General features: G+C 63.7%; 17 protein-coding genes, 1 tRNA gene and 1 pseudogene. 8 read left to right on the top strand and 11 right to left on the bottom strand.

What is annotated here, in order from left to right:
• Window positions 1–341 precede the first annotated feature (341 nt).
• The 3 genes and pseudogenes from QZL87_RS19150 to QZL87_RS19140 all read right to left on the bottom strand — a co-directional run.
• Window positions 342–989 (bottom strand): annotated as a pseudogene (locus QZL87_RS19150) (IS66 family transposase zinc-finger binding domain-containing protein); the annotation flags it as partial.
• Window positions 990–1,042: 53 nt separating this feature from the next.
• Window positions 1,043–1,390, bottom strand: coding sequence for an IS66 family insertion sequence element accessory protein TnpB (gene tnpB / locus QZL87_RS19145; protein WP_295322267.1), 348 nt, complete (start codon window positions 1,388–1,390; stop codon window positions 1,043–1,045).
• Complete coding sequence (locus tag QZL87_RS19140) at window positions 1,387–1,743, bottom strand: transposase (protein WP_241940518.1); 357 nt, start codon at window positions 1,741–1,743, stop codon at window positions 1,387–1,389. Before QZL87_RS19140 ends, tnpB begins: the two co-directional genes overlap by 4 nt.
• 720 nt (window positions 1,744–2,463) lie before the next feature.
• Here QZL87_RS19140 and QZL87_RS19135 point away from each other — a divergent pair.
• Window positions 2,464–4,779 (top strand): hypothetical protein, encoded by a 2,316-nt coding sequence (locus QZL87_RS19135; RefSeq protein ID WP_295322264.1) that lies wholly within the window; start codon window positions 2,464–2,466, stop codon window positions 4,777–4,779.
• A 266-nt stretch (window positions 4,780–5,045) separates the two neighbouring features.
• On the opposite strand, the gene QZL87_RS19130 is transcribed toward QZL87_RS19135, so the two are convergent.
• Window positions 5,046–5,119, bottom strand: a tRNA-Gln gene (locus QZL87_RS19130).
• Between the two features lie 155 nt (window positions 5,120–5,274).
• On the opposite strand from QZL87_RS19130, the gene QZL87_RS19125 reads away from it, so the two are divergent.
• Window positions 5,275–6,567, top strand: a complete 1,293-nt coding sequence (locus QZL87_RS19125) for an FAD-dependent oxidoreductase (RefSeq protein WP_295322262.1) — start codon at window positions 5,275–5,277, stop codon at window positions 6,565–6,567.
• Between the two features lie 56 nt (window positions 6,568–6,623).
• Here the strand turns inward: QZL87_RS19125 and QZL87_RS19120 are convergent, their stop codons facing one another.
• The gene (locus QZL87_RS19120; protein WP_295322259.1) at window positions 6,624–7,895 is read right to left on the bottom strand and encodes a dipeptidase; all 1,272 of its coding nucleotides are present in this window, start codon (window positions 7,893–7,895) and stop codon (window positions 6,624–6,626) included.
• A gap of 204 nt (window positions 7,896–8,099) precedes the next feature.
• On the opposite strand from QZL87_RS19120, the gene QZL87_RS19115 reads away from it, so the two are divergent.
• Window positions 8,100–9,275 (top strand): acyl-CoA dehydrogenase family protein, encoded by a 1,176-nt coding sequence (locus tag QZL87_RS19115; RefSeq protein WP_295322256.1) that lies wholly within the window; start codon window positions 8,100–8,102, stop codon window positions 9,273–9,275.
• Window positions 9,272–10,474: a M20 family metallopeptidase gene (locus tag QZL87_RS19110; protein ID WP_295322253.1), complete on the top strand. Its 1,203-nt coding sequence runs from the start codon at window positions 9,272–9,274 to the stop codon at window positions 10,472–10,474. Before QZL87_RS19115 ends, QZL87_RS19110 begins: the two co-directional genes overlap by 4 nt.
• 14 nt (window positions 10,475–10,488) lie before the next feature.
• Here the strand turns inward: QZL87_RS19110 and nadB are convergent, their stop codons facing one another.
• The 3 genes from nadB to QZL87_RS19095 are packed head-to-tail and all read right to left on the bottom strand — an operon-like array spanning window position 10,489 to window position 13,437.
• The gene (gene nadB / locus QZL87_RS19105; protein WP_295322251.1) at window positions 10,489–12,075 is read right to left on the bottom strand and encodes an L-aspartate oxidase; all 1,587 of its coding nucleotides are present in this window, start codon (window positions 12,073–12,075) and stop codon (window positions 10,489–10,491) included.
• On the bottom strand, window positions 12,072–12,521 hold the full coding sequence (locus QZL87_RS19100) for a DUF559 domain-containing protein (RefSeq protein ID WP_295322249.1): 450 nt from the start codon (window positions 12,519–12,521) through the stop codon (window positions 12,072–12,074). The genes nadB and QZL87_RS19100 overlap by 4 nt, the downstream gene beginning before the upstream one ends.
• Entirely contained in the window at window positions 12,514–13,437 is a 924-nt protein-coding gene (locus QZL87_RS19095) for an ABC transporter ATP-binding protein (protein ID WP_295322246.1), read from the bottom strand. Before QZL87_RS19095 ends, QZL87_RS19100 begins: the two co-directional genes overlap by 8 nt.
• Window positions 13,438–13,549: 112 nt before the next feature.
• Between QZL87_RS19095 and QZL87_RS19090 the strand changes: the two genes are divergently transcribed.
• From QZL87_RS19090 to QZL87_RS19080, 3 genes are all read left to right on the top strand, one after another.
• Complete coding sequence (locus QZL87_RS19090) at window positions 13,550–14,110, top strand: DUF4402 domain-containing protein (protein WP_295322244.1); 561 nt, start codon at window positions 13,550–13,552, stop codon at window positions 14,108–14,110.
• A gap of 273 nt (window positions 14,111–14,383) precedes the next feature.
• The gene (locus QZL87_RS19085; RefSeq protein WP_295322241.1) at window positions 14,384–14,587 is read left to right on the top strand and encodes a zinc-finger domain-containing protein; all 204 of its coding nucleotides are present in this window, start codon (window positions 14,384–14,386) and stop codon (window positions 14,585–14,587) included.
• Window positions 14,588–14,761: 174 nt separating this feature from the next.
• Window positions 14,762–15,232, top strand: a complete 471-nt coding sequence (locus tag QZL87_RS19080) for a DUF4402 domain-containing protein (protein WP_295322239.1) — start codon at window positions 14,762–14,764, stop codon at window positions 15,230–15,232.
• A gap of 254 nt (window positions 15,233–15,486) precedes the next feature.
• Here QZL87_RS19080 and dnaA read toward each other — a convergent pair whose 3' ends face one another.
• From dnaA to mutM, 3 genes are all read right to left on the bottom strand, one after another.
• Complete coding sequence (dnaA, locus tag QZL87_RS19075) at window positions 15,487–16,848, bottom strand: chromosomal replication initiator protein DnaA (RefSeq protein WP_295322237.1); 1,362 nt, start codon at window positions 16,846–16,848, stop codon at window positions 15,487–15,489.
• Window positions 16,849–17,347: 499 nt separating this feature from the next.
• Entirely contained in the window at window positions 17,348–17,611 is a 264-nt protein-coding gene (gene rpsT / locus QZL87_RS19070; protein WP_295322235.1) for a 30S ribosomal protein S20, read from the bottom strand.
• Window positions 17,612–17,800: 189 nt separating this feature from the next.
• On the bottom strand, window positions 17,801–18,613 hold the full coding sequence (mutM, locus tag QZL87_RS19065; protein ID WP_295327058.1) for a bifunctional DNA-formamidopyrimidine glycosylase/DNA-(apurinic or apyrimidinic site) lyase: 813 nt from the start codon (window positions 18,611–18,613) through the stop codon (window positions 17,801–17,803).
• 92 nt (window positions 18,614–18,705) lie between these two features.
• Between mutM and QZL87_RS19060 the strand changes: the two genes are divergently transcribed.
• Window positions 18,706–19,443, top strand: a complete 738-nt coding sequence (locus tag QZL87_RS19060) for a class I SAM-dependent methyltransferase (RefSeq protein WP_295322233.1) — start codon at window positions 18,706–18,708, stop codon at window positions 19,441–19,443.
• Window positions 19,444–19,558 lie beyond the last annotated feature (115 nt).

Below are 19,558 nucleotides of genomic sequence, written 5' to 3'. Positions count from 1 at the left end.
TACATCATGCTCGCTGCTATATCGAATATGCTTGCTTTGGCGGGAACCGCTCGCTGCGCCCGCCTTCGCGCAGGAGGCGGCTGATGCCCGATTTCATGCAAACGCCTCTGGATCGCTCTTATCGTGCGGACAACGCCCGAAAATTACCGGTATCTGGCAATCGCGGGAATCCTACGACGGAAAGCGCGGAACTTCCTGCCTCCGCTTGGAAAGCAATGCTCCGCGGTGCGCGTGGCCGCTGTCCCCGCTGCGACGACGCGAAGCTATTTCATCGCTTTCTCAAACCCGTCCTTATTTGCTCCGCGTGCGAGCAAGACTGGACGCATCAGCAAGCCGACGATTTGGCCCGCCCATCCGGCGAGGGTCGAGCGGTCGATGTCGATGCCCTGCGCCGCCATCATCTCTGCCTGGCGATAGAGGGGCAGATGATGATCGAACTTGTTCACGACGACATGGGCGAGCGTCGCGAAGCTGGCCTTGCCGCGTGCTATCGCCTTCACCGGCGCCGGAGCCTGGACGATCCTGTCGCAGGCGCGGCAGCTATACTTGGGCCGCACGGTGCGGATGACGCGCCACTGAACCGGAGCAATGTCGAGTTGCTCGTCGCTGTCGTGCCCGAGCGGGCGCAGCGCGCCGCCGCAATCGGGACAGGTGCAGCTGCCGGCCTCGGGCTCGATCCGCCGTTCGGAGCGCGGCAGATGATGGGCCAGTGCGCGCACCGGTGAGGGTCGCTCGGCGGGTGCCCGTTCGGTCGTTCGGTTATCGGCGACCTCGGCTTCGCCTTCGAGCTCCTCGAGGGCAAGCTCGAGTTGCTCGATCTGCAGCGCGAGCTTCTCCGACGACTGGCCGAAGGTCATGCGGCGAAGCTGAGCGAGTTGGTGGCGGAGAGTATCGATCAGCGTATCGCGAGCCGCGAGAGCGGCTTCGAGCTCGGCGATCCGGGCGTCCTTGTCGATGCTGGAAGAGGCTGGTTCCGACACCCGGAACACCTAGCAAAACGGGCTCCGCGAAGCCAGTAAAACCCACACTAATCCGCCACTTTTTACCCTGCAAGCAAGGGCGCCGCGGTGCGTTCGGGACGCCGCCAGTCGATGCCTTCGAGTAGCATCGAAAGCTGCGCCGCGGTGAGGCTGACCTTGCCGGCCTTGGTGATGGGCCAGACGAACCGGCCCCGGTCCATGCGCTTCGAAAACAGGCACAGGCCTTGGCCGTCATACCAGAGCAACTTGACCAGATCGCCGCGCTTGGCGCGGAACGCGAACAGCGCCCCCGAGTGCGGACTCTTCTCCAGAACCTGCTGCACCAGCACGGCGAGGCCGTCGAACCCCTTGCGCATATCGGTGGCGCCGCAAGCGAGATAGATGCGGGTCGACGGCGACAGCGGGATCATCGGCCAAGAACGGACATCACCCGGGCCAGCGCGTCGGCATCGACCGCCGCATCGACGGTGATCCGCACGCCCGACGGCAGCTCGATCCCGATCTGGCCGCTCCCTGCCGTCGCCGCGGTCGGCACCGACACCTCGACCTCGGCGAACGACGGCACCGACGTGCGCTTCGCTCCCGTCAGATCGCCCGCCAATGCCTGTCGGCGCCACGTATAGAGCATCCCGCTGCCGACCGCGTGTCGCTGGCACGTCGCCGAGACCGAGCCGTCGGGGCCGAACGCTTCGCGCAGGATCGCCAGCTTCTGATCTACCGACCAACGGCGACGCCCGCCCACGACCGCGATCCGACTGCTCATACGATTACTCATATGACCACTCACGAGAACACTCGCTCCCGACGCTCCGATATCCTCGCTCATCACCGCTCCTCGCAAAGAGCGGCTATCAGCACCCCGCAGCAGCTTCCCGCAAGGTGGCCTTCAGGACACGGTTACGAGCCCCTGGGTGTATATCGGCCTGCAAGCGGCCACGCTCCCGGCGACGCCATGTCCGATCACGCCATTCGGTCGATGTTCGGATCGCTCAAATAGTCTGCCGGCGGTCGCAATCGAGCCGGAGTAGCTTCGCCCTTTTTACGGCCCCCGTCCCGATCCGATTGAAAAGGTCAAAAGTCCAGTAAGATAGCATTGCCTGGAAAGCGTGATTGGCCGTTAGTTGACTGTCGGCTTGTATCCCCAAATTGGCGTCGTCAAATGTCCGCGTCAATCTTTTGACGGTGATGAAGCCACGAACCAACCAGCGGGAAAGACTCCCAATTTTCGCGAAAATTTCGCGCGCGTTTCAACGCTCATCCGCCGTTTAACATGCATGGCATAAATCTTGCTTCATGAAATTGGTAAGCTCAATCAATCCGCCGAGAGGGGGTGTGCCATGTGACCGAAGCAGACCGAGGGTGTCAGAGCGGCTGACCTCGTAAGAGTGCGCCGCTCTGTGACACCGCCGCCCGATATCGTGTCTTCTCTCCCCGAAATATTCTGTTACAAATCGCGAGAAACATAATTTCTTGAGGACCGATATTGAATCCGAATAGCGCTTTTTTCGCATTTCCTGGTCAGCAGCAGGATTTGGTTGGAACTATCAGCTCTGCAGCCCACCTGGTTTCCAGCGGTCGGGTGGACCTCACGACTTGGCCGGATATGGGCATCTTCGGTGAGCTTATTCCAGATTCAGTGCGCGAAAATATCAGAGGCAACGCAAAGTTTCTGTTCGATATAACAGTCCAAAATTCTAATGTTTATTATGAAGCAGGCTATGCAATAGGTCTCGGAAAACCGGTAGCTCCTGTATTAAACCTTTCTTTTTCTGGTGCCGCCGCAGAAATCCAACGAGATGGCCTATTCGATAATCTTGGGTACAAGGGGTATGAAAACAGTCAGGAACTATCCGAGATCATCGAAGATCTTCCTGCTAACTCTCTGATAGATTTATACTCCAAGGAACTCGACGCTCAACAGCCTCTGTTCATCCTCGACACCTATCGCAAGACGGATTTTCGCAATCATATTGTTTCGTCGATCAAGGCGGCACGAATCCACTATCGCAGCTTTGATCCGGTTGAAGTTCCGCGAATATCGCTGGTATCCATGATCGGGCAGGTGACCGCCTCGTCCGGCCTTGTCTTGCCGCTTCTCGCAGATCATGTCGAGGACGCCGCCCGGCATAACCTCCGTGCTGCTTTTCTCGCCGGGCTGGGACACGGGATAGGGCGCGAAGTCTTGCTACTTCAAATGCGCCGATTTGACGCCGCCAATCCTGCGGACTTCCGAGAAATGGTGGTGCCGGTTGCTGACGAGAAGGCCATCGCAGATACGGTAGAGAAGTTTGCAAAAGTCGCATTTCTGGCCAGTCAGCAAATCACATCTCGACCAAGCCATTCACAAAAAACCGGGCTTCAAGCCTTATCCCTCGGATCATCCGCAGCCGAGAATGAATTTCGCACTCTTTCCACCTATTTCGTGGAAACCGCCGAATATAGCAGGACATTGCGGGGTGAGGTCAACGTCGTCGCCGGCCGCAAAGGTTCGGGGAAGACCGCGATATTTTTCCAAGCGCGCGACGCTTTCAGGTCGGATAAGGCTGCAATCGTCACGGACCTGAAACCGGAATCGCATCAGCTTAGTCAATTTCGGCAAGAACTATTGAAGATCGTCGAAGTAGGCACCTACGATCATACTCTAGCAGCGTTTTGGTACTTTCTTCTCCTTTCTGAAATTTTGCTCACGATGAGGCGTAATTTCGAGTTTCAGTCGCGGTTCGATTCGAGAGCCTTGGAACGCCTCGAAGAAGCAAATCGTTGGCTGGAAACCTTCAATATCGATGAGACTGGCGACTTCACTACGCGCATAAATCGGCTTGGAAACCACATTATGCAGGAGATTGAAGCAGCCAAGGGGCGACGGCAGGCAATATCGGCCGACTTTCTGACAAACGTTATCTTTCGTGGCGGCATAACCCAGCTCAAAAAGTTCATTCTCGACCATTCGTCGTCCAACGAGCATTTTGTGCTATTTTTTGACAACATCGATAAGGGGTGGCCCACGAACGGAGTTCATGAGTTCGACGTTCGGCTCGTGCGCCTTTTGATAGAATCTCTCGATAAAATTAAACGAGATTTCGCCGCAGCCAAGCGCGAATTCATGTCCGTCGTATTTCTTCGTAATGACATCTATGAAATGCTAGTCGAGAAAACGCCGGATCGAGGCAAAGCAGGACAAGTTCGTATAGACTGGACCGACCGTGCAAAGTTGAAGCAGGTCATTTATCGACGGCTCCAAGTTTCGTCTAAGTCTAAGGGGGAGAACTTCGACAAGCTCTGGCAAAAGTTTTTCGTTGCTAACGTAGGCGGTCAGGAATCGTTCGAATTCTTCGTTGATCACTGTCTTATGAGGCCAAGGTTCCTCATAAATATCGTCGAAAATGCTATCTCTAATGCGGTAAATCGCGGGAACTCGAAGGTAGAGGAAGCCGACTGTCTAGATGCAGTCAGGCAACATTCTCTCTACCTCGTGGATGATTTTGGATATGAAATCCGCGATGTCTCGGGCCTTTCTGCTGACATCCTCTACTCGCTTGTGGGCGTCGACAAGGTCTTGTCCAAAGACCAGTTCTTGGCTCGATTTACCTCTGACGGGATGACGGCTGACGAGGCCGACAATGCCTTCAGACTTATGCTTTGGTATGGCGTAATCGGTATACTTACAAAGAGTGGAAACGAGCGATTCATCTACGATTATGAGTACAATATGAAGCGCTTGGAAGCTGAGAGTCGACAGCTTGGGGAAAATGCAAGCTATGTGACTAACGCGGCTCTTCACGTAGCGTTACAAAGCTGAATGTCTGCCGGTGGGATATGATCATCCTCTGACCGCTCTCTCCGTTGTCAAAGACTGGGCGGACGGGGGGGCGCACAGCCGACGCCACGGCGAAGGTCCGCTTTCGGGTGCGGGCGACGAAGTGTCGGGACGACCGAGATCAGGCGCGATGCTGACCGACCGCTTTCACTTTGGGGGCATTTGGCACCATCCACTCGGCGCTAAAAACCGAGGACGCCGCTCAATTTGAAAGAATGAGCGGTCTCTCGTGAAATATGACAGGCGGATGGATGCCCCGTGAGGATTCGAACCTCAATAGACGGAATCAGAATCCGTAGTCTTACCATTAGACGACGGGGCAATGAGGCGCGCGCAATATGATTGCGGGCGCCGCCTGTCAAGGCCGGAGCGGCGGCCCGCACGAGTTCGCTTGCCCTGCCGCATTTCGCCGCTAGCATCACCCCATAACAAAAGAGGGGACCGCGCGACCGCGCGGATGCCCGAAGGAGTGGGTTGATGCGTCATGTCGCGATCGTCGGGTCGGGGCCCGCGGGCTATTATACCGCCGAAACACTGCAAAAGGCCGATGACATTGCGGTCGACGTCATCGATCGGCTGCCCGTGCCCTATGGCCTGATTCGCACCGGCGTCGCGCCCGACCACCAGTCGATCAAGGCGGTGTCGCGCCGCTACGAGGGCGTCGCGCTCACCGACAATGTCCGCTTCGTCGGCCATGTGTCGGTCGGCGCCGACGTGACGATCGACGAACTCGTCACTCTCTATGACGCGGTCGTTCTCGCGACCGGCGCACCGAATGACCGGCCGCTCGACATTCCCGGCGCCGACCTCCCCGGCGTGATCGGCAGCGCCGCCTTCGTCGGCTGGTACAACGGCCATCCCGACTTCGCCGGCTTGGGTCCGCCGCTCGACGCGCCCGGCGTCGCGGTGATCGGCAACGGCAATGTCGCGCTCGACGTCGCGCGCATCCTCGCCAAGACTCCGCAAGAGTTCGCGGGCAGCGACATCGTCGCGCACGCACGCGACGCGCTGGCGGCGAGCGCGGTGCGCGAGATCCATATCCTCGGCCGCCGCGGCCCGCACCAGATCGCGATGACTCCGAAGGAGCTCGGCGAGCTCGGCCACCTCGAGCGCGCGAGCCCGCGCGTCGACCCCGCCGATCTGCCGGGCGAGGGCGACGACGCGATGCTCGAACCCGGGATGCGCAAGTCGGTGACGCATCTTCGGCAATTCGCCGCCAACCCGGTCGCCAAGCCGGTGACGATCGATTTCGACTTCTTCGCGATGCCCGTGGCGATCGAAGGGGACGGACGCGTCCAGCGCGTCATCGTGGAGAAGACCGTGCTCGACGCCGACCTGCGCAGCCATGGCACGGGCGAGACCTATGCCATCGACGCCGGGCTCGTGATCAGCTGCATCGGATATCAGACCCCGCCGATCCCCGGGGTGCCCTATGAGCATGGCCGCGGCCGCTTCGCGAGCGACGAGGGACGCATCCTGCCGGGCCTCTATGCCGTCGGCTGGGCGCGGCGCGGGCCGTCGGGGACGATCGGCACGAACAAGCCCGACGGCGCGCGCATCGCCGAAATGCTGCTCGAAGACATCGGCCGCGGTGCGGGCAAGGCCGGGCGCCCCGGGCTCGACGCGCTGCTCGCGAGCCGCGGCATCGCGCCCGTCACCTTCCGCGACTGGCGCCGGATCGAGGAGGCCGAGGTCGCCGCCGCGCTCGACGGCAACCCGCGCGAGAAATTCACCAGCATCGAGGCGATGCTCCAGGCCATCGGGCGCTGAAGCGAGCGCCCGAGAAAAGCTGAACCTCGCCCCCGCCTGCGCGGGAGCGGCGCCTATTATTTCACCGCCGGCGTCTCGATCGGCGGCTGGCCCTTCTGGCTCGCGGCATAGGCCTCGACCGCCTTCAGCACGCGCAGCATGTTGCCGCTCGCGATCTTCTCCAGCTCCGCCTGCGTATAGCCGCGCTTCGCGAGTTCGACGAACAGCGCCGGATAGCCCGACACATCCTCCATGCCGACCGGCGCCGAATCCATCCCGTCATAGTCACCGCCGAGCCCGATATGATCGACCCCGATCGTCTTTTTGAGGTGGTCGATATGGTCCGCCACCTTGGCGACATCGGTCGCCGGCACCGGGTTGGCCGCGTCCCACGCCTCCAGCGCCGCTTTGGCGGCGGCCGGGTCGCCCGGATACATCGCCTTCAGCCGCGCCTGCTCGGCGGTGCGCGCAAGGCCCTGCGCGCGGACATCGGCGTCGAGGAAGCCGGGCAGCAGCACGACCATGACGATCCCGCCGTTCGCCTTCACCGCGGGCAGCACGCTGTCGGGAACGTTGCGCGGATGGTCGTTGACCGCGCGCACCCCCGAATGGCTGAACATCACCGGCGCTTGCGAGGTTTCGAGCGCGTCCTTCATCGTCGCTTCGCTGACATGGCTCAAATCGACGATCATCCCGATGCGGTTCATTTCGCGCACCACCTGCCGCCCGAAATCGGTGAGCCCGTCGTGCGCGGGCGCATCGGTCGAAGCGTCGGCCCAGCTCAGATTCTTCGAATGCGTCAGCGTCATATAGCGCGCGCCGAGGTCGTACATCTGGCGCAGCACGGCGAGCGACGATCCGATCGAATGGCCGCCTTCCATGCCGAGCATACCCGCGATCTTGCCCGCCTTCATCGCCTTTTCGAGCTCGGCCGAGGTCGAGGCGAGCATGAGGTCACCGGGATAGCGCGCCACGAGCCGCTTCATCACGTCGATCTGCTCGAGCGTCTGCTGCACCGCCTGCGGCTCGTCGGGGTTGCTCGGCACATAGACCGACCAAAATTGCGCCCCGACCTGGCCCCTGCGCAGTCGCTGGAGGTCGGTGTGCATCGCGATCTCGGGCGGTGTCGCGTCCGGCTTTGCCGTGTCGGTCGTATCCTCGAAATCGAAGCCGTTGATCATATTGCTCTCGCGCCCGCGCAGCGCCCAGGGCACGTCATTATGCCCGTCGAAAACCGGCGCGCGCTTCAGCGCGGCTTCCGCAACGGCCTCGGGCGACTTCTGCGCGATGGCAGGGGTGGAGATCAGGGCGAAAGCGGCGAGGCCAGCGAGCAGGTGAGACTTTGTCATGGCGCGCGACCCTAACCGGTTGATCGCGAGGTGCAAGGCGGGACGATTCCGCGCGACCGAAAGGTCGCGCCATATTTGTTTCACGCAAAGGCGCAAAGGCACGAAGAAGACCATTTTCTCTTTGCGCCTTTGCGTGAAATTATAACGGCGCCTTCGGCGCCGCCTAACTTGACGTTAACGTCAATCGCGCGCAGCATCGCGCTCATGACAGCCTTCGACGACTGGCGCGCGCGTTCGCCCTATTATGACGACACCCACGAGGCGCTGGCGCAAAGCGTCCGTCGCTTCGTCGCGCGCGAGATCGCGCCGCACATCGACCGCTGGGAGGCCGAAGGCGAGCTGCCGCGCGAGCTCCATAAAAAAGCGTCCGACGCGGGCATCCTCGGCCTGCGCTATCCCGAGCAATATGGCGGGCACAGCGAGGGTTTCGACAATTTCCACGGCCTCGTCGTCACCGAGGAACTCGCCGCGGTCGGCGCCGGCGGGCTCGGCGCGTCGCTGATGACGCACGGCATCGGCCTGCCCCCGGTCCTCGCCTTGGGCTCCGAGGAACTGAAACAGCGCGTCGCCCCGCCGGTGCTCGCGGGCGAAAAGATCATCGCGCTCGGCATCACCGAGGCGAGCGGCGGCAGCGACGTCGCCAACCTCAAGACGACGGCCGTCCGCGACGGCAACGATTATATCGTCAACGGCGGCAAGATGTTCATCACCAGCGGCATGCGCGCCGACTGGCTGACCTGCGCGGTGCGCACCGGCGGCCCCGGCGCCGCGGGCATCTCGCTGCTGCTGATCGAGATGGACAGCCCCGGCGTCGAGCGCACGCGGCTCGACAAGATGGGCTGGCGCTGCAGCGATACGGCCGCGATCCATTTCAGCGATGTCCGCGTTCCTGCCGCGAACCTCATCGGGCCCGAGAATGGCGGCTTCATCGGCATCATGCGCAATTTCAACAGCGAGCGGCTCGGCATGGCGATGGGCTGCTGCGCCTATGCCCGCGTCGCGCTCGCCGAAGCCGCCGAATGGGCGCAGAGCCGCGAGACCTTCGGCAAGCCGCTCGTCGGCCACCAGTCGATCCGCATCAAGCTCGCCGACATGGAGCGCCAGATCGAGGCGACGCAGGCATGGGTCGACCTCGCCGCCTGGCAGGTCCGCGAGAACAAGGCCCGCCCCGCCGACTTTGCGATGCTGAAAGTGCAGGCGACCCGAATGCTGGAGGCCGTCGCGCGCGAGGCCGCGCAAATCCTCGGCGGCGCTTCCTATATCACCGGCAGCAAGGTCGAACGCATCTACCGTGAGGTCCGCGTCAATGCCATTGGGGGAGGCAGCGAGGAGATCATGCTCGATCTTGCGGGACGGCAGTTATTTGGAGGAAAGAAGTGAACGAGATCGCCCGAAGCTGGCCCGCCGAGGCCGAAACGCTCCTCGACGACCTTGTCGACCTCCGCCGCGCGATTCACCGCGAGCCCGAACTCGGGCTTCGGAACCCGAAGACGCTCGCGAAGATCAAGGCCGCGCTCGAAGGCCTGACGCTCGAATTTCGCGAGGGCCCGTCGACGACCGGCCTCGTCGCGATCCTGCGCGGACCCGCGAACGGACGCACGGTGCTGCTGCGCGGCGACATGGATGCGCTGCCCCTGCTCGAGGATACCGGGCTCGACTTCTCCTCCGAAATCAGCGGCGCGATGCACGCGTGCGGGCACGACACCCATGTCGCGATGCTCGTCGGCGCCGCGAAGCTGCTCTGCGCGGCGCGCGACCGGCTCGCGGGCACGGTGATGTTCATGTTCCAGCCGGGCGAGGAGGGGCATCACGGCGCGCGCTTCATGCTTGAGGACGGGCTGATCGACCCGCTTCCCGACGCCGCCTTCGCGCTCCACATCATGCCCAACGCGCCACACGGCATCTTCGCCGGGCGCGCGGGGCCGCTGCTCGCCTCGTCAGATGTCCTGTCGATCATAGTGAAGGGTGCGGGCGGCCACGCCTCGATGCCGCACGACACGGTCGATCCGATCCCCGTCGCCTGCGCGATCGTCACCGCGATCCAGACGATGGTCACGCGCAAGGTTTCCGTCTTCGACCCCGCGGTGGTCACCATCGCGAAGATCGCGGCGGGAACAACGAACAACATCATCCCCGAGAGTGCCGGGATGCTCGGCACGATTCGCACCCTGTCGCCCGAACGCCGCGCCATGGTCGCGCGCGAACTGAAACGCCTCGCTCCCGCGATCGCCGAGGCGCACGGCTGCACCGCGGAGGTGACGATCGAGGAAGGCTTCCCCGTCACCATCTGCGATACGCGCGCGGTCGCCTTCGGCCAGTCGGTCGTCGAGGAGACCTTCGGCGAACAGGCCTGGCTGACGATGGAAAACCCGGTGATGGGTGCCGAGGATTTCTCCTACGTTCTCGAAAAAGTCCCCGGCGCAATGTTCTGGCTCGGGGCGAGCGAACAGGGCAGCGACTGGCGGGCATGCTGCGGTCTCCACTCGAACCGCATGGTCCTCGACGAAAAGGTCATGGCACGCGGCGCGGCGCTGCATGCGGCACTGGCGGAGCGGTTTTTGAACGAGGGGTTTGCGTAGACCCTAAGCCGCCCTCACGGCACCAGCACTGTATCGACCGCCTGCGCCGCCAGTTCGGGATAGTCGAGCGTATAGTGCAGCCCGCGGCTTTCCTTGCGGTGGAGCGCGCTCTTCACGATCAGTTCGGCGCATTGGAGCAGGTTGCGCAGCTCGATCAGGTCGGTCGTCACGCGGAAATGGCCGTAATATTCGCCGACCTCGCCCGACAGCATGTTGATACGGTGCTGCGCGCGCTCGAGCCGCTTGGTCGTGCGGACGATGCCGACATAGTTCCACATGAAGCGGCGGATTTCGGTCCAGTTCTGCTTGATGACGACCTCTTCGTCCGAATCGGTGACGCGGCTTTCGTCCCACGGCCGGATCGCGGGCGGCGTGCCCAGTTCGTCCCAGTGGCGGACGATATGCTTCGCCGCCGCCTCGCCGAAGACGAAGCATTCGAGCAGCGAGTTGGACGCGAGGCGATTCGCGCCGTGCAGCCCGCTCTCGGTCACCTCGCCCGCGGCGTAGAGCCCGGGAAGATCGGTGCGCCCGTCGAGATCGATCAGCACCCCGCCGCAGGTATAATGCTGCGCCGGCACCACCGGGATCGGCTGCTTCGTCATGTCGATGCCGAGCGTCAGCAGTTTCTCGTAGATGTTGGGGAAGTGCCCCGCGACGAAATCGGGGTCCTTGTCGCTGATGTCGAGGTGGACGTAATCGAGCCCGAAACGCTTGATCTGGTCGTCGTTCGCGCGCGCCACGATGTCGCGCGGTGCGAGTTCGGCGCGCGGGTCGTAATCGGGCATATAGCGATGCCCGGTGACCGGATGCTTCAAAATCCCGCCCTCTCCGCGCACCGCCTCGGTGATCAGGAAATTCTTGACCTCCAGATTATAGAGGCAGGTCGGGTGGAACTGCATCATCTCCATGTTGGAGACGCGGCAGCCCGCGCGCCACGCCATCGCGATGCCGTCGCCGGTCGCGCCTCTGGGGGCCGTGGAGAATTGATAGACGCGCCCCGCCCCGCCGCTCGCGAGGATCGTCGCGCGGCCGACATGCGCGTGGACCTTCCCCGTCGCCTCGTCGAGCGCATAAACGCCCCAGACGCGCCCCGAGCCCGAATAGCGTTCCTCGTGCCGGCCCGTGATCAGGTCGATGCACGCCTGTCCGGGCAGCAAGGTGATGTTCGGATGCGCCTCGGCGGTCTTGAGCAGCGCCGCCTGCACCGCCCAGCCGGTCGCATCGTCGACATGGACGATACGGCGGTGCGAATGCCCGCCCTCGCGCGTCAGGTGGAGCGCCTCGGCCTGCCGGTTGAACGGCACGCCCATTTCGACGAGCCGCTCGATCGCGTGCGGCGCATTCTCGACGACGAATTCGACCGTCTCGCGCCGGTTGAGCCCTGCGCCCGCGACCATCGTGTCCTCGATATGATTCTCGAACGTGTCGCCCGCGTCGAGCACCGCCGCGATCCCGCCCTGCGCCCAGGCCGTCGACCCGCCGGTGAGTTCGCCTTTCGCGAGCACGAGCACGCGGCAATGATCGGCGAGCGCGATCGCAGCGGTGAGCCCCGCGGCGCCGGAGCCGACGATGATGACGTCGTGGGGGGTGGTTTCGGTCATTCTTCTCCCCTCCCGCAGGCGGGAGGGGCCGGGGGTGGGCCTGAATTCAGCACCGCTACTATCGCCATCAGCACACCTTCCAGATTGGACATCACATCGGCATTGGTAAATCGCAGCGTCCAATAGCCGTGCGCGCGCAGATAGCCATCCCTGCGACGGTCTTCTTCCTGCCGATCGTCATGCGAAACGCCGTCGAGTTCAATGACAAGCTTCGCCTCACGACACAGAAAATCCGCGACGTAAGGGCCGATCGGCATCTGACGGCTGAATTTCCAGCCTTCAAGTTTCCGCCTTGAAATGGCTCGCCACAAGGTTCGCTCGGGAGGTGTTGCTTCGCGGCGAAGTCGCTGCGCATTTTGCGTGTCGCGTGGCCGAAATTTACGGACAGGCCCACCCCCGGCCCCTCCCGCCTGCGGGAGGGGAGAAAGGCACTCGCCTTCACCCATTCGCCGCCCGCGTCAAATTCAGGAACACATCCTCCAGATCGGCCTCGCGGGTCGAGACGTCGACGATACCGTGCCCCATCGCATTGACCGCCGCGAGCACTTCGCCCGCATTCGCGCGGTCCTTGTTGTAACTGATCGCGAGGCCGCGTTCGCCCTCGCGCTCGACCTTGTCGAAGGCGGGGTGCGAGGGCAGCACCGTCACATCCGCATCCAAAGTCACCACGACGATCTTCTCGCGCGCCATGTCGACCAGCTCGCGCGTCGGCTTGTTCGCGATCAGCCTGCCATGGTTGATGATCGCGATCCGGTCGCAGAGCTCCTCGGCTTCCTCCAGATAGTGCGTCGTCAGCACCACGGTGACGCCGCGGTCGTTGAGGCTCTGCACATATTCCCAAAGCTGCTGCCTCAGTTCGATGTCGACCCCCGCGGTCGGCTCGTCGAGCACGATGATCGGCGGCGAATGCACCATCGCCTTCGCGACGAGCAGGCGGCGTTTCATGCCTCCCGACAGCGTGCGCGCATAGGCGTCGCGCTTGTCGCTGAGATGCACCGCGGCAAGCAGCTCGTCCGAAATCCGTTGCTCCTTGGGCACGCCATAGAGCCCCGCCTGATTCTCGAGCGTCTCATAGGGCGTGAAAAAGGGGTCGAAGACGATCTCCTGCGGCACGATGCCGATCGAATATTTGGCGTTGCGGGGGTCGGCGTCGATGTCGAAGCCCCAGATGCTCGCGCTCCCGCCCGTCTTGTTGACCAGCCCCGCCAGGATGTTGATCAGCGTCGACTTGCCCGCGCCATTGGGGCCCAAAAGCCCGAAAATTGTGCCGCGCGGCACGTCGAAGCTGACATTGTCGAGCGCCTGCTTGCCGCCGGCATAGAGTTTGGAGACGGCGTCGATGCGGATGGCGGCTTCACTCATGGCCGCCTCCATAGCCGCGCGCCTCTTCGCGTGAAAGCCATCATCGCCGATAGATTTTCTGCTGACCCGCGCGTTAACGCTAAATTGGAAACTCGCCGCTAAGACGAGGGCCGTGGGGACCAGTCACATCTTTCGCCCGCTGCCCGTGCAGCGCGGGCTAGCCATCGCCGCGCTCCTGATCGCGCCCGTCGCCGCATCGCCGGCGCTGGCGCAGACCAGCGCGCAGGGCGAGGCCGAAGCCATCGTGCTGCGCCCGCTCAGCTTCTTCAAGGTCAACGATCTCGACTTCGGCGACATCATTCCGTCGAACGCCGCGGGGACCGTCAGGATCGCACCCGACGGATCGCGCAGCCGCACCGGCGGCGTCACTCTCGCGGGCGGCGGCGGCGAACCCGCGCGCTTCGCCGGGCTCGGCAGCTTCAATCGCCAGGTCAACATCTCGCTGGGATCGAACCGCATCTGGCTCACCGGGCCGGGAACGCGGATGCGCGTGCGCGATTTCGAGATCGGCAGCACACCGAGCGCGATCCTCTCGACCGCGCCGACGCGCTTCCGCATCACCTCGCCGCTCGGCAATTATAATTTCCCGGTCGGGGCGACGCTCGAGGTCGGCGCGAACCAGGCGGCGGGCGATTACAGCGGCACTTTCACGATCACCTTGAACTATCTTTAAGCTTTCCTGTGGGGGGAAGACGGCACCGGGGGACCACTCGCGCCCGGACGGGCGCTTGCACCGGTGCCGTCATGGTCCCTTAATATCCTCCCTGTCGCGTAGCGATGGGGAGGTGGCAGCACGAAGTGCTGACGGAGGGGCTATGGCGCGATGTCTTCGCCCCTCCACCATCGCCTACGGCGACGGTCCCCCTCCCCATGGCTTCGCCACAGGGAGGATCAAGTTCGCGGACCCGATTGCCGAGCCTTCGCGCGCTTGCTATGGGCGCGATCGATGACCCAGCCCGCACCCGCTCCCGAAACCATCCGCACGTCCAAAACCCGCATCGCCTGCGACGGCACCGGCGACGGCCTCGCCGATGCGGCGCTCGGCCATCCGCGCGTGTGGCTCGAGATCGATCCCGACGAAGGCTTCGTCGACTGCGGCTATTGCGACCGGCGCTTCGTCCTGATCGGCGGCGCCGCCGACAGGCATTGAGCGGCGGAAGTAAACGCCGCTTTTACCAGCCCCATGCACTCGCGATGAAGGTCCCGCTGGCATAGTCTGTGCCAGACAGGAGCAGAATCTGTGGGGATTCGAGGGACCAGACACAGCCGGGGCGCCGCTTGCGTCCTGACCATCGCTGCAATAGCAGCGAGCGCGGCGCCATATGTGCCCGCGCGCGCCGCCGACATGAACGGCACCGCCAATGCGGCAGTCGTCCGGCCGAACACGCTGATCAAGACCGGCGATCTCGACTTCGGCACGCTATTCAGCGGGCCCGTGGGCGGCACGATCACGATCGACCCCGTCACCAACTGGCGCGGCGCGACCGGCGGCGCGACGCTCGTCGGCAATGACGGCCGCCGCGCGGTGTTCCAGGGCACCGGCGGCATATTCCTGATCACCGTATCGGGCAGCACGTCGGCCACCCTCACCCGCGCCGGCGGCGGCGCGGCGCCGATGACCGCCAGCCTCGTCCGCGCCGCGACGACGAGCGGCGGCGGCATCGCATTGCTCGGCGCGACATTGCTCCCGAACGGGGTCCAGACCTATTATATCGGCGGCACGCTCACCGTCCCCGCAAATCAGCCCGCGGGCGATTACAGCGGGACCTTCACGCTGACGGTCAATTATTTGTAGATTTGCGCCCGGTTTCGACTGGTTGCGGCCGAAGCGCGATTGCTCTCTCCCCTTCAGGGAGAGATACGCAGGCTTGCCGGTTTTACCGGCTAGCCGCAGTTGAGAGGGGCATGAACCGCTTCGGCCCCCTCTCCCAACCCTCTCCCCTGAAGGGGAGAGGGCTATGGCAGTTCACCACCCCCAACGCCGCCCTTGGCGTCGCCGCTTCGAACGATGTGGGTAATCCCGGGATAACCCCGGCATAAGTCTGCGGATCAGCTGTTGAGAGCGCGGCGGATCGCGGCGATTTCGGCGTCGAGTTCGGTGTCGGCGACGCGCAGCGCCTCGACCGTGCGGACGGCGTGGATCACCGTCGAATGGTCGCGCCCGCCGAAGCGGCGCCCGATCTCGGGATAGGAGCGCGGGGTCAGTTCCTTCGCCAGATACATCGCGACCTGCCGCGGGCGCGCGATCGCGCGGACGCGGCGCTTCGACGCCATTTCGGACTTGTCGAGCCGGTAGTGCGCACAGACCGCACGCTGGATCTCGTCGATCGTGATACGCGGGCGCGCGCTGCGGACATTTTCGGCGAGCCGGTCCTCGGCGAGCGCGAGATCGACCATCGTGCCGGTGAGCGCGGCATAGGCGAGCAGCTTGTTGAGCGCACCCTCGAGCTCGCGGATGTTGCGCGTGAAATGCTTGACCAGATAGGCGACGACGTCGTCCGGCACCTCGACCATCGGCATCGCGGCGAGCCGCTGGCGGATGATGCGTTCGCGAAGATCATCCTCGGGCGCCTCGATGTCGGCGACGAGCCCGCCCGACAGCCGCGAGAGAAGACGCGCCTCGACCCCGTCGAGCATCGCGGGCGGACGGTCGGCGGTGACGACGAGACGCTTGCCCGCGGTCATCAGGTCGTCGATCGTGTGGAGCAATTCCTCCTGCGTCGAATTTTTGCCGATCACGAATTGCAGGTCGTCGAGCAGCAGCAGGTCGGCGGCGCGCAGCCGCGCCTTGAACGCCATCATGTCGCCGCCGCGCATCGCGCCGACGAATTCGAGCATGAATTTCTCCGCCGACATCAGGATGATGTTCGCGGTCGGATGCGCCGCGGCATAGTCCTGTGCGATCGCCTGAAGGAGGTGCGTCTTGCCCTGCCCGGTGCCCGAGCAGAGATAGAGCGGGTTGAACTGCGGCGCTTCGACCATCGCCATCCGGCGCGCCGCGTTGGCGGCGAGGATGTTACTGCGTGCGACGACGAAACGGTCGAACGACAGGCGCGGATCGAAACCGAGCAATGCCGGATTGGCGGCAACGGGCTGCGGCGCCTCGAAATGGGGCAGCGGCGCCGCCGCAAGGCTCGCCGCGCGGTTGTCCGCCGCCGCGCCGCCGCGCACCATCACACTGCGCACCGCGGGCAATTGCTGCCGCCACGCGAGCTCGAGCCGGTCGCCGAAGCGTTCGTTGATCCAGTTGGCCGAAAAGCGGCTGACGGTCTCGAGCGTCACGACGCCCGACAGCGCGCAATAATCGGCAAAGCGCACGGGCTTCAGCCAATGGTCGAAGGTGCGGACGCCGAGGTCGCGGCGCAGCCCCTCGGCGACACGCGGCCAGAGCGTAGCGGCATCGCCGTTCATCGCTCTGTCTCCTGCGTCATGCCCATGCCGATTGCCGCTCTCTGTCACGCCGTGCCGCCCCCTCAGGTCCCCTCTGCGCCGGACGATCGGCGGCCGGCCACATGCCGATTCGTCGCCTGCGCCGGGCGCAGGCTCTCATCCGGACAAGCGGCCCGAAAGGATACGAATCATGTCAATGTAGCGGCCGCCAGCGAAGGCCGACGACGCACCTGTCTAGTCAGGGCGCGGCGAGTCGATCAAGGGCTCGGCATGTAAAAATACTGAAATAAAAATCTTGACTCGCCGGGGCCACCGGAATCGCGTCGAACCGCCATTTTATCGCGTATTATCAGAGATTTATTTATGACATTCCAGAGACGAAGGAACGAATCGCAGCAATTCCGTCACTTACCGCGCTGCAACACTATTGCCACCCGGTTGTCACAATATCCGACGCAAAAAAGGACCCGCGGGCAAGATGCCAGCGGGTCCTTTTTGTTCCCTTTCGGGACGTGGACGATCAGGCGATCGCGTTCACGCTCTTGGTCAGGCGCGAGAACTTGCGGGCCACGGTGTTCTTGTGGAGGACACCCTTGGCAACGCCGCGCGCCATTTCGGGCTGTGCCGCCTTCAGCGCGGTCGCGGCCGCATCCTTGTCACCGGCGGCAACGGCTGCTTCGACCTTCTTCACCAGCGTGCGAATGCGCGAAACGCGATTCTTGTTCACGAGGGTGCGCGTGGTGTTGCGGCGGATGCGCTTCTTTGCCTGCGGCGTATTTGCCATAAATTCCTCTAATCTTTCAAACGGTCTACATGGTCGGAGCACAGCCTAAACGGAGCAGCCGAATCGCGCGAGTTGCAGCGAATCAATGTCCGGATGCGGCCGGTTCCGGACGACCGGACCCTGCTCGAAGGGTGCGCGCATAGCGATGAAGGGCGATTTGGTCAATGGCTTTGCGGGAAATATCCCGCATCAGCGCTGGCATTTGGGGCAAAAGAAGGTCGAACGGCCGCTCTGCACGATCCGCGCGATCGTCGCGCCGCATTCGCAGGCCTCGCCCTCGCGGCCATAGACGCGCCAGTCCTTCGCGAAATAGCCGAGATCGCCCTCGGGACCGAGGAAATCGCGCAAGGTCGATCCGCCCGCCGCGATCGCCGCGGTCAGCACCGCCTTGACCGCGGGGACCAGCGCCGCGAGTTTCGCCCTGGACACGTCGGCCGCGGGCTTCACCGGCGCGATCTTCGCCATGTTGAGCGCCTCGCAGACATAGATGTTGCCGAGCCCCGCGACGATTGTCTGATCGAGCAGCATCGCCTTGACCGGCGCGCGCCGCCCGGCGAGCGCCTTTGCAAGATACGCGGTGTCGAAAGCGTCCGACAGCGGCTCAGGCCCCAGGGTCACGAACGCGGGAAACAGTTCCAGCGGATCGCCGCTCACCAGATCGACCGAACCGAATCGCCGCGGGTCGTGAAGGAAGAGCCGGTGCCCCGCCCCGGTCTCGATCAGCAGATGGTCGTGCTTGCCCGCTTCGCCGCCCTCGGTGCGCCAGCGCCCCGACATGCCGAGGTGGAAGATCATATGGTCGTCGCGGTCGGTCGACACGATGCCATATTTGGCGCGGCGCGACAGGCTCGTCACCGTCGCGCCGGTCAGCCGCTGCGCGAGATCGGCAGGAAATGGGCGGCGCAGGTCGGGACGAAAGGTCGTGACCGCGGTCAGCCTTTGCCCTTCGAGAAAGGGCGCAAGGCCGCGAACGGTGGTTTCGACTTCGGGTAGCTCGGGCATCTCGCGCATCGGGCTACGCGCCATTTGCGCGGGCGGCAAGGCCCCGCTAAAGGCCGTTCGACTTTATCTCTCCCCGCAAAGGCGCGCATCCCATGCCCACCCCCGACACCGTCAGCTTCGGCTATGAACAGGTCCCCGCGGGCGAGAAGACCGCGATGGTCGGCGAGGTGTTCAGCCGCGTCGCGCGCAAATATGACATCATGAACGACGCGATGTCGGGCGGGATGCACCGGCTGTGGAAGGACCGCTTCGTGCGCCGCGTCAAGCCGCGCAGCGGCGAGGCGATCCTCGACATGGCGGGGGGCACGGGCGACATCGCCTTTCGCATGGAGCCTTCGGGCGCGAGCATCACGGTGGCCGACATCAACCCCGACATGCTCGGCGTCGGCATGGAGCGCGCGGCGGAGCGCGGCATCGCCAGCCTCGTCTGGTCCGAACAGAATGCCGAGAAGCTGTCGTTTCCGGGCCAGTTCTTCGACGCCTATACGATCGCTTTCGGCATCCGCAACGTCACCGACATTCCGGCGGCGCTGAAGGAAGCCCACCGCGTGCTGCGCTATGGCGGGCGCTTCTTCTGCCTCGAATTTTCGACCAACGAATGGCCGGGTTTCAGCCAGGCCTATGATGCCTATTCGCACCATCTCGTTCCGAAGCTCGGCAAGCTGATCGCCGACGACGAGGACAGCTATCGCTATCTGATCGAATCGATCCGCCGTTTCCCGCCGATGCCCCAATTCGCGCAGATGATCCGCGATGCGGGGTTCAGCGAGGTGAAGGTCGAGCCGATTCTGGGCGGGCTGGTGGCGATTCACAGCGGGTGGAAGGCGTGAGCGATGCAAACTTTCTTAAGCCCCTCCCCTTCAGGGAAGGGCAGCGAGACTTGGGAGCTCGCTCCCTAGTCGCAGCGGGTGGGGGCCATCGGCCTTGCGCAAGGCCGATGGCCCC

Source organism: uncultured Sphingopyxis sp., from assembly GCF_900078365.1.
GTDB lineage: Bacteria > Pseudomonadota > Alphaproteobacteria > Sphingomonadales > Sphingomonadaceae > Sphingopyxis.
Note: the sequence above shows the minus strand (reverse complement) of the source record. Positions and strands in the feature narration are given on the sequence as shown.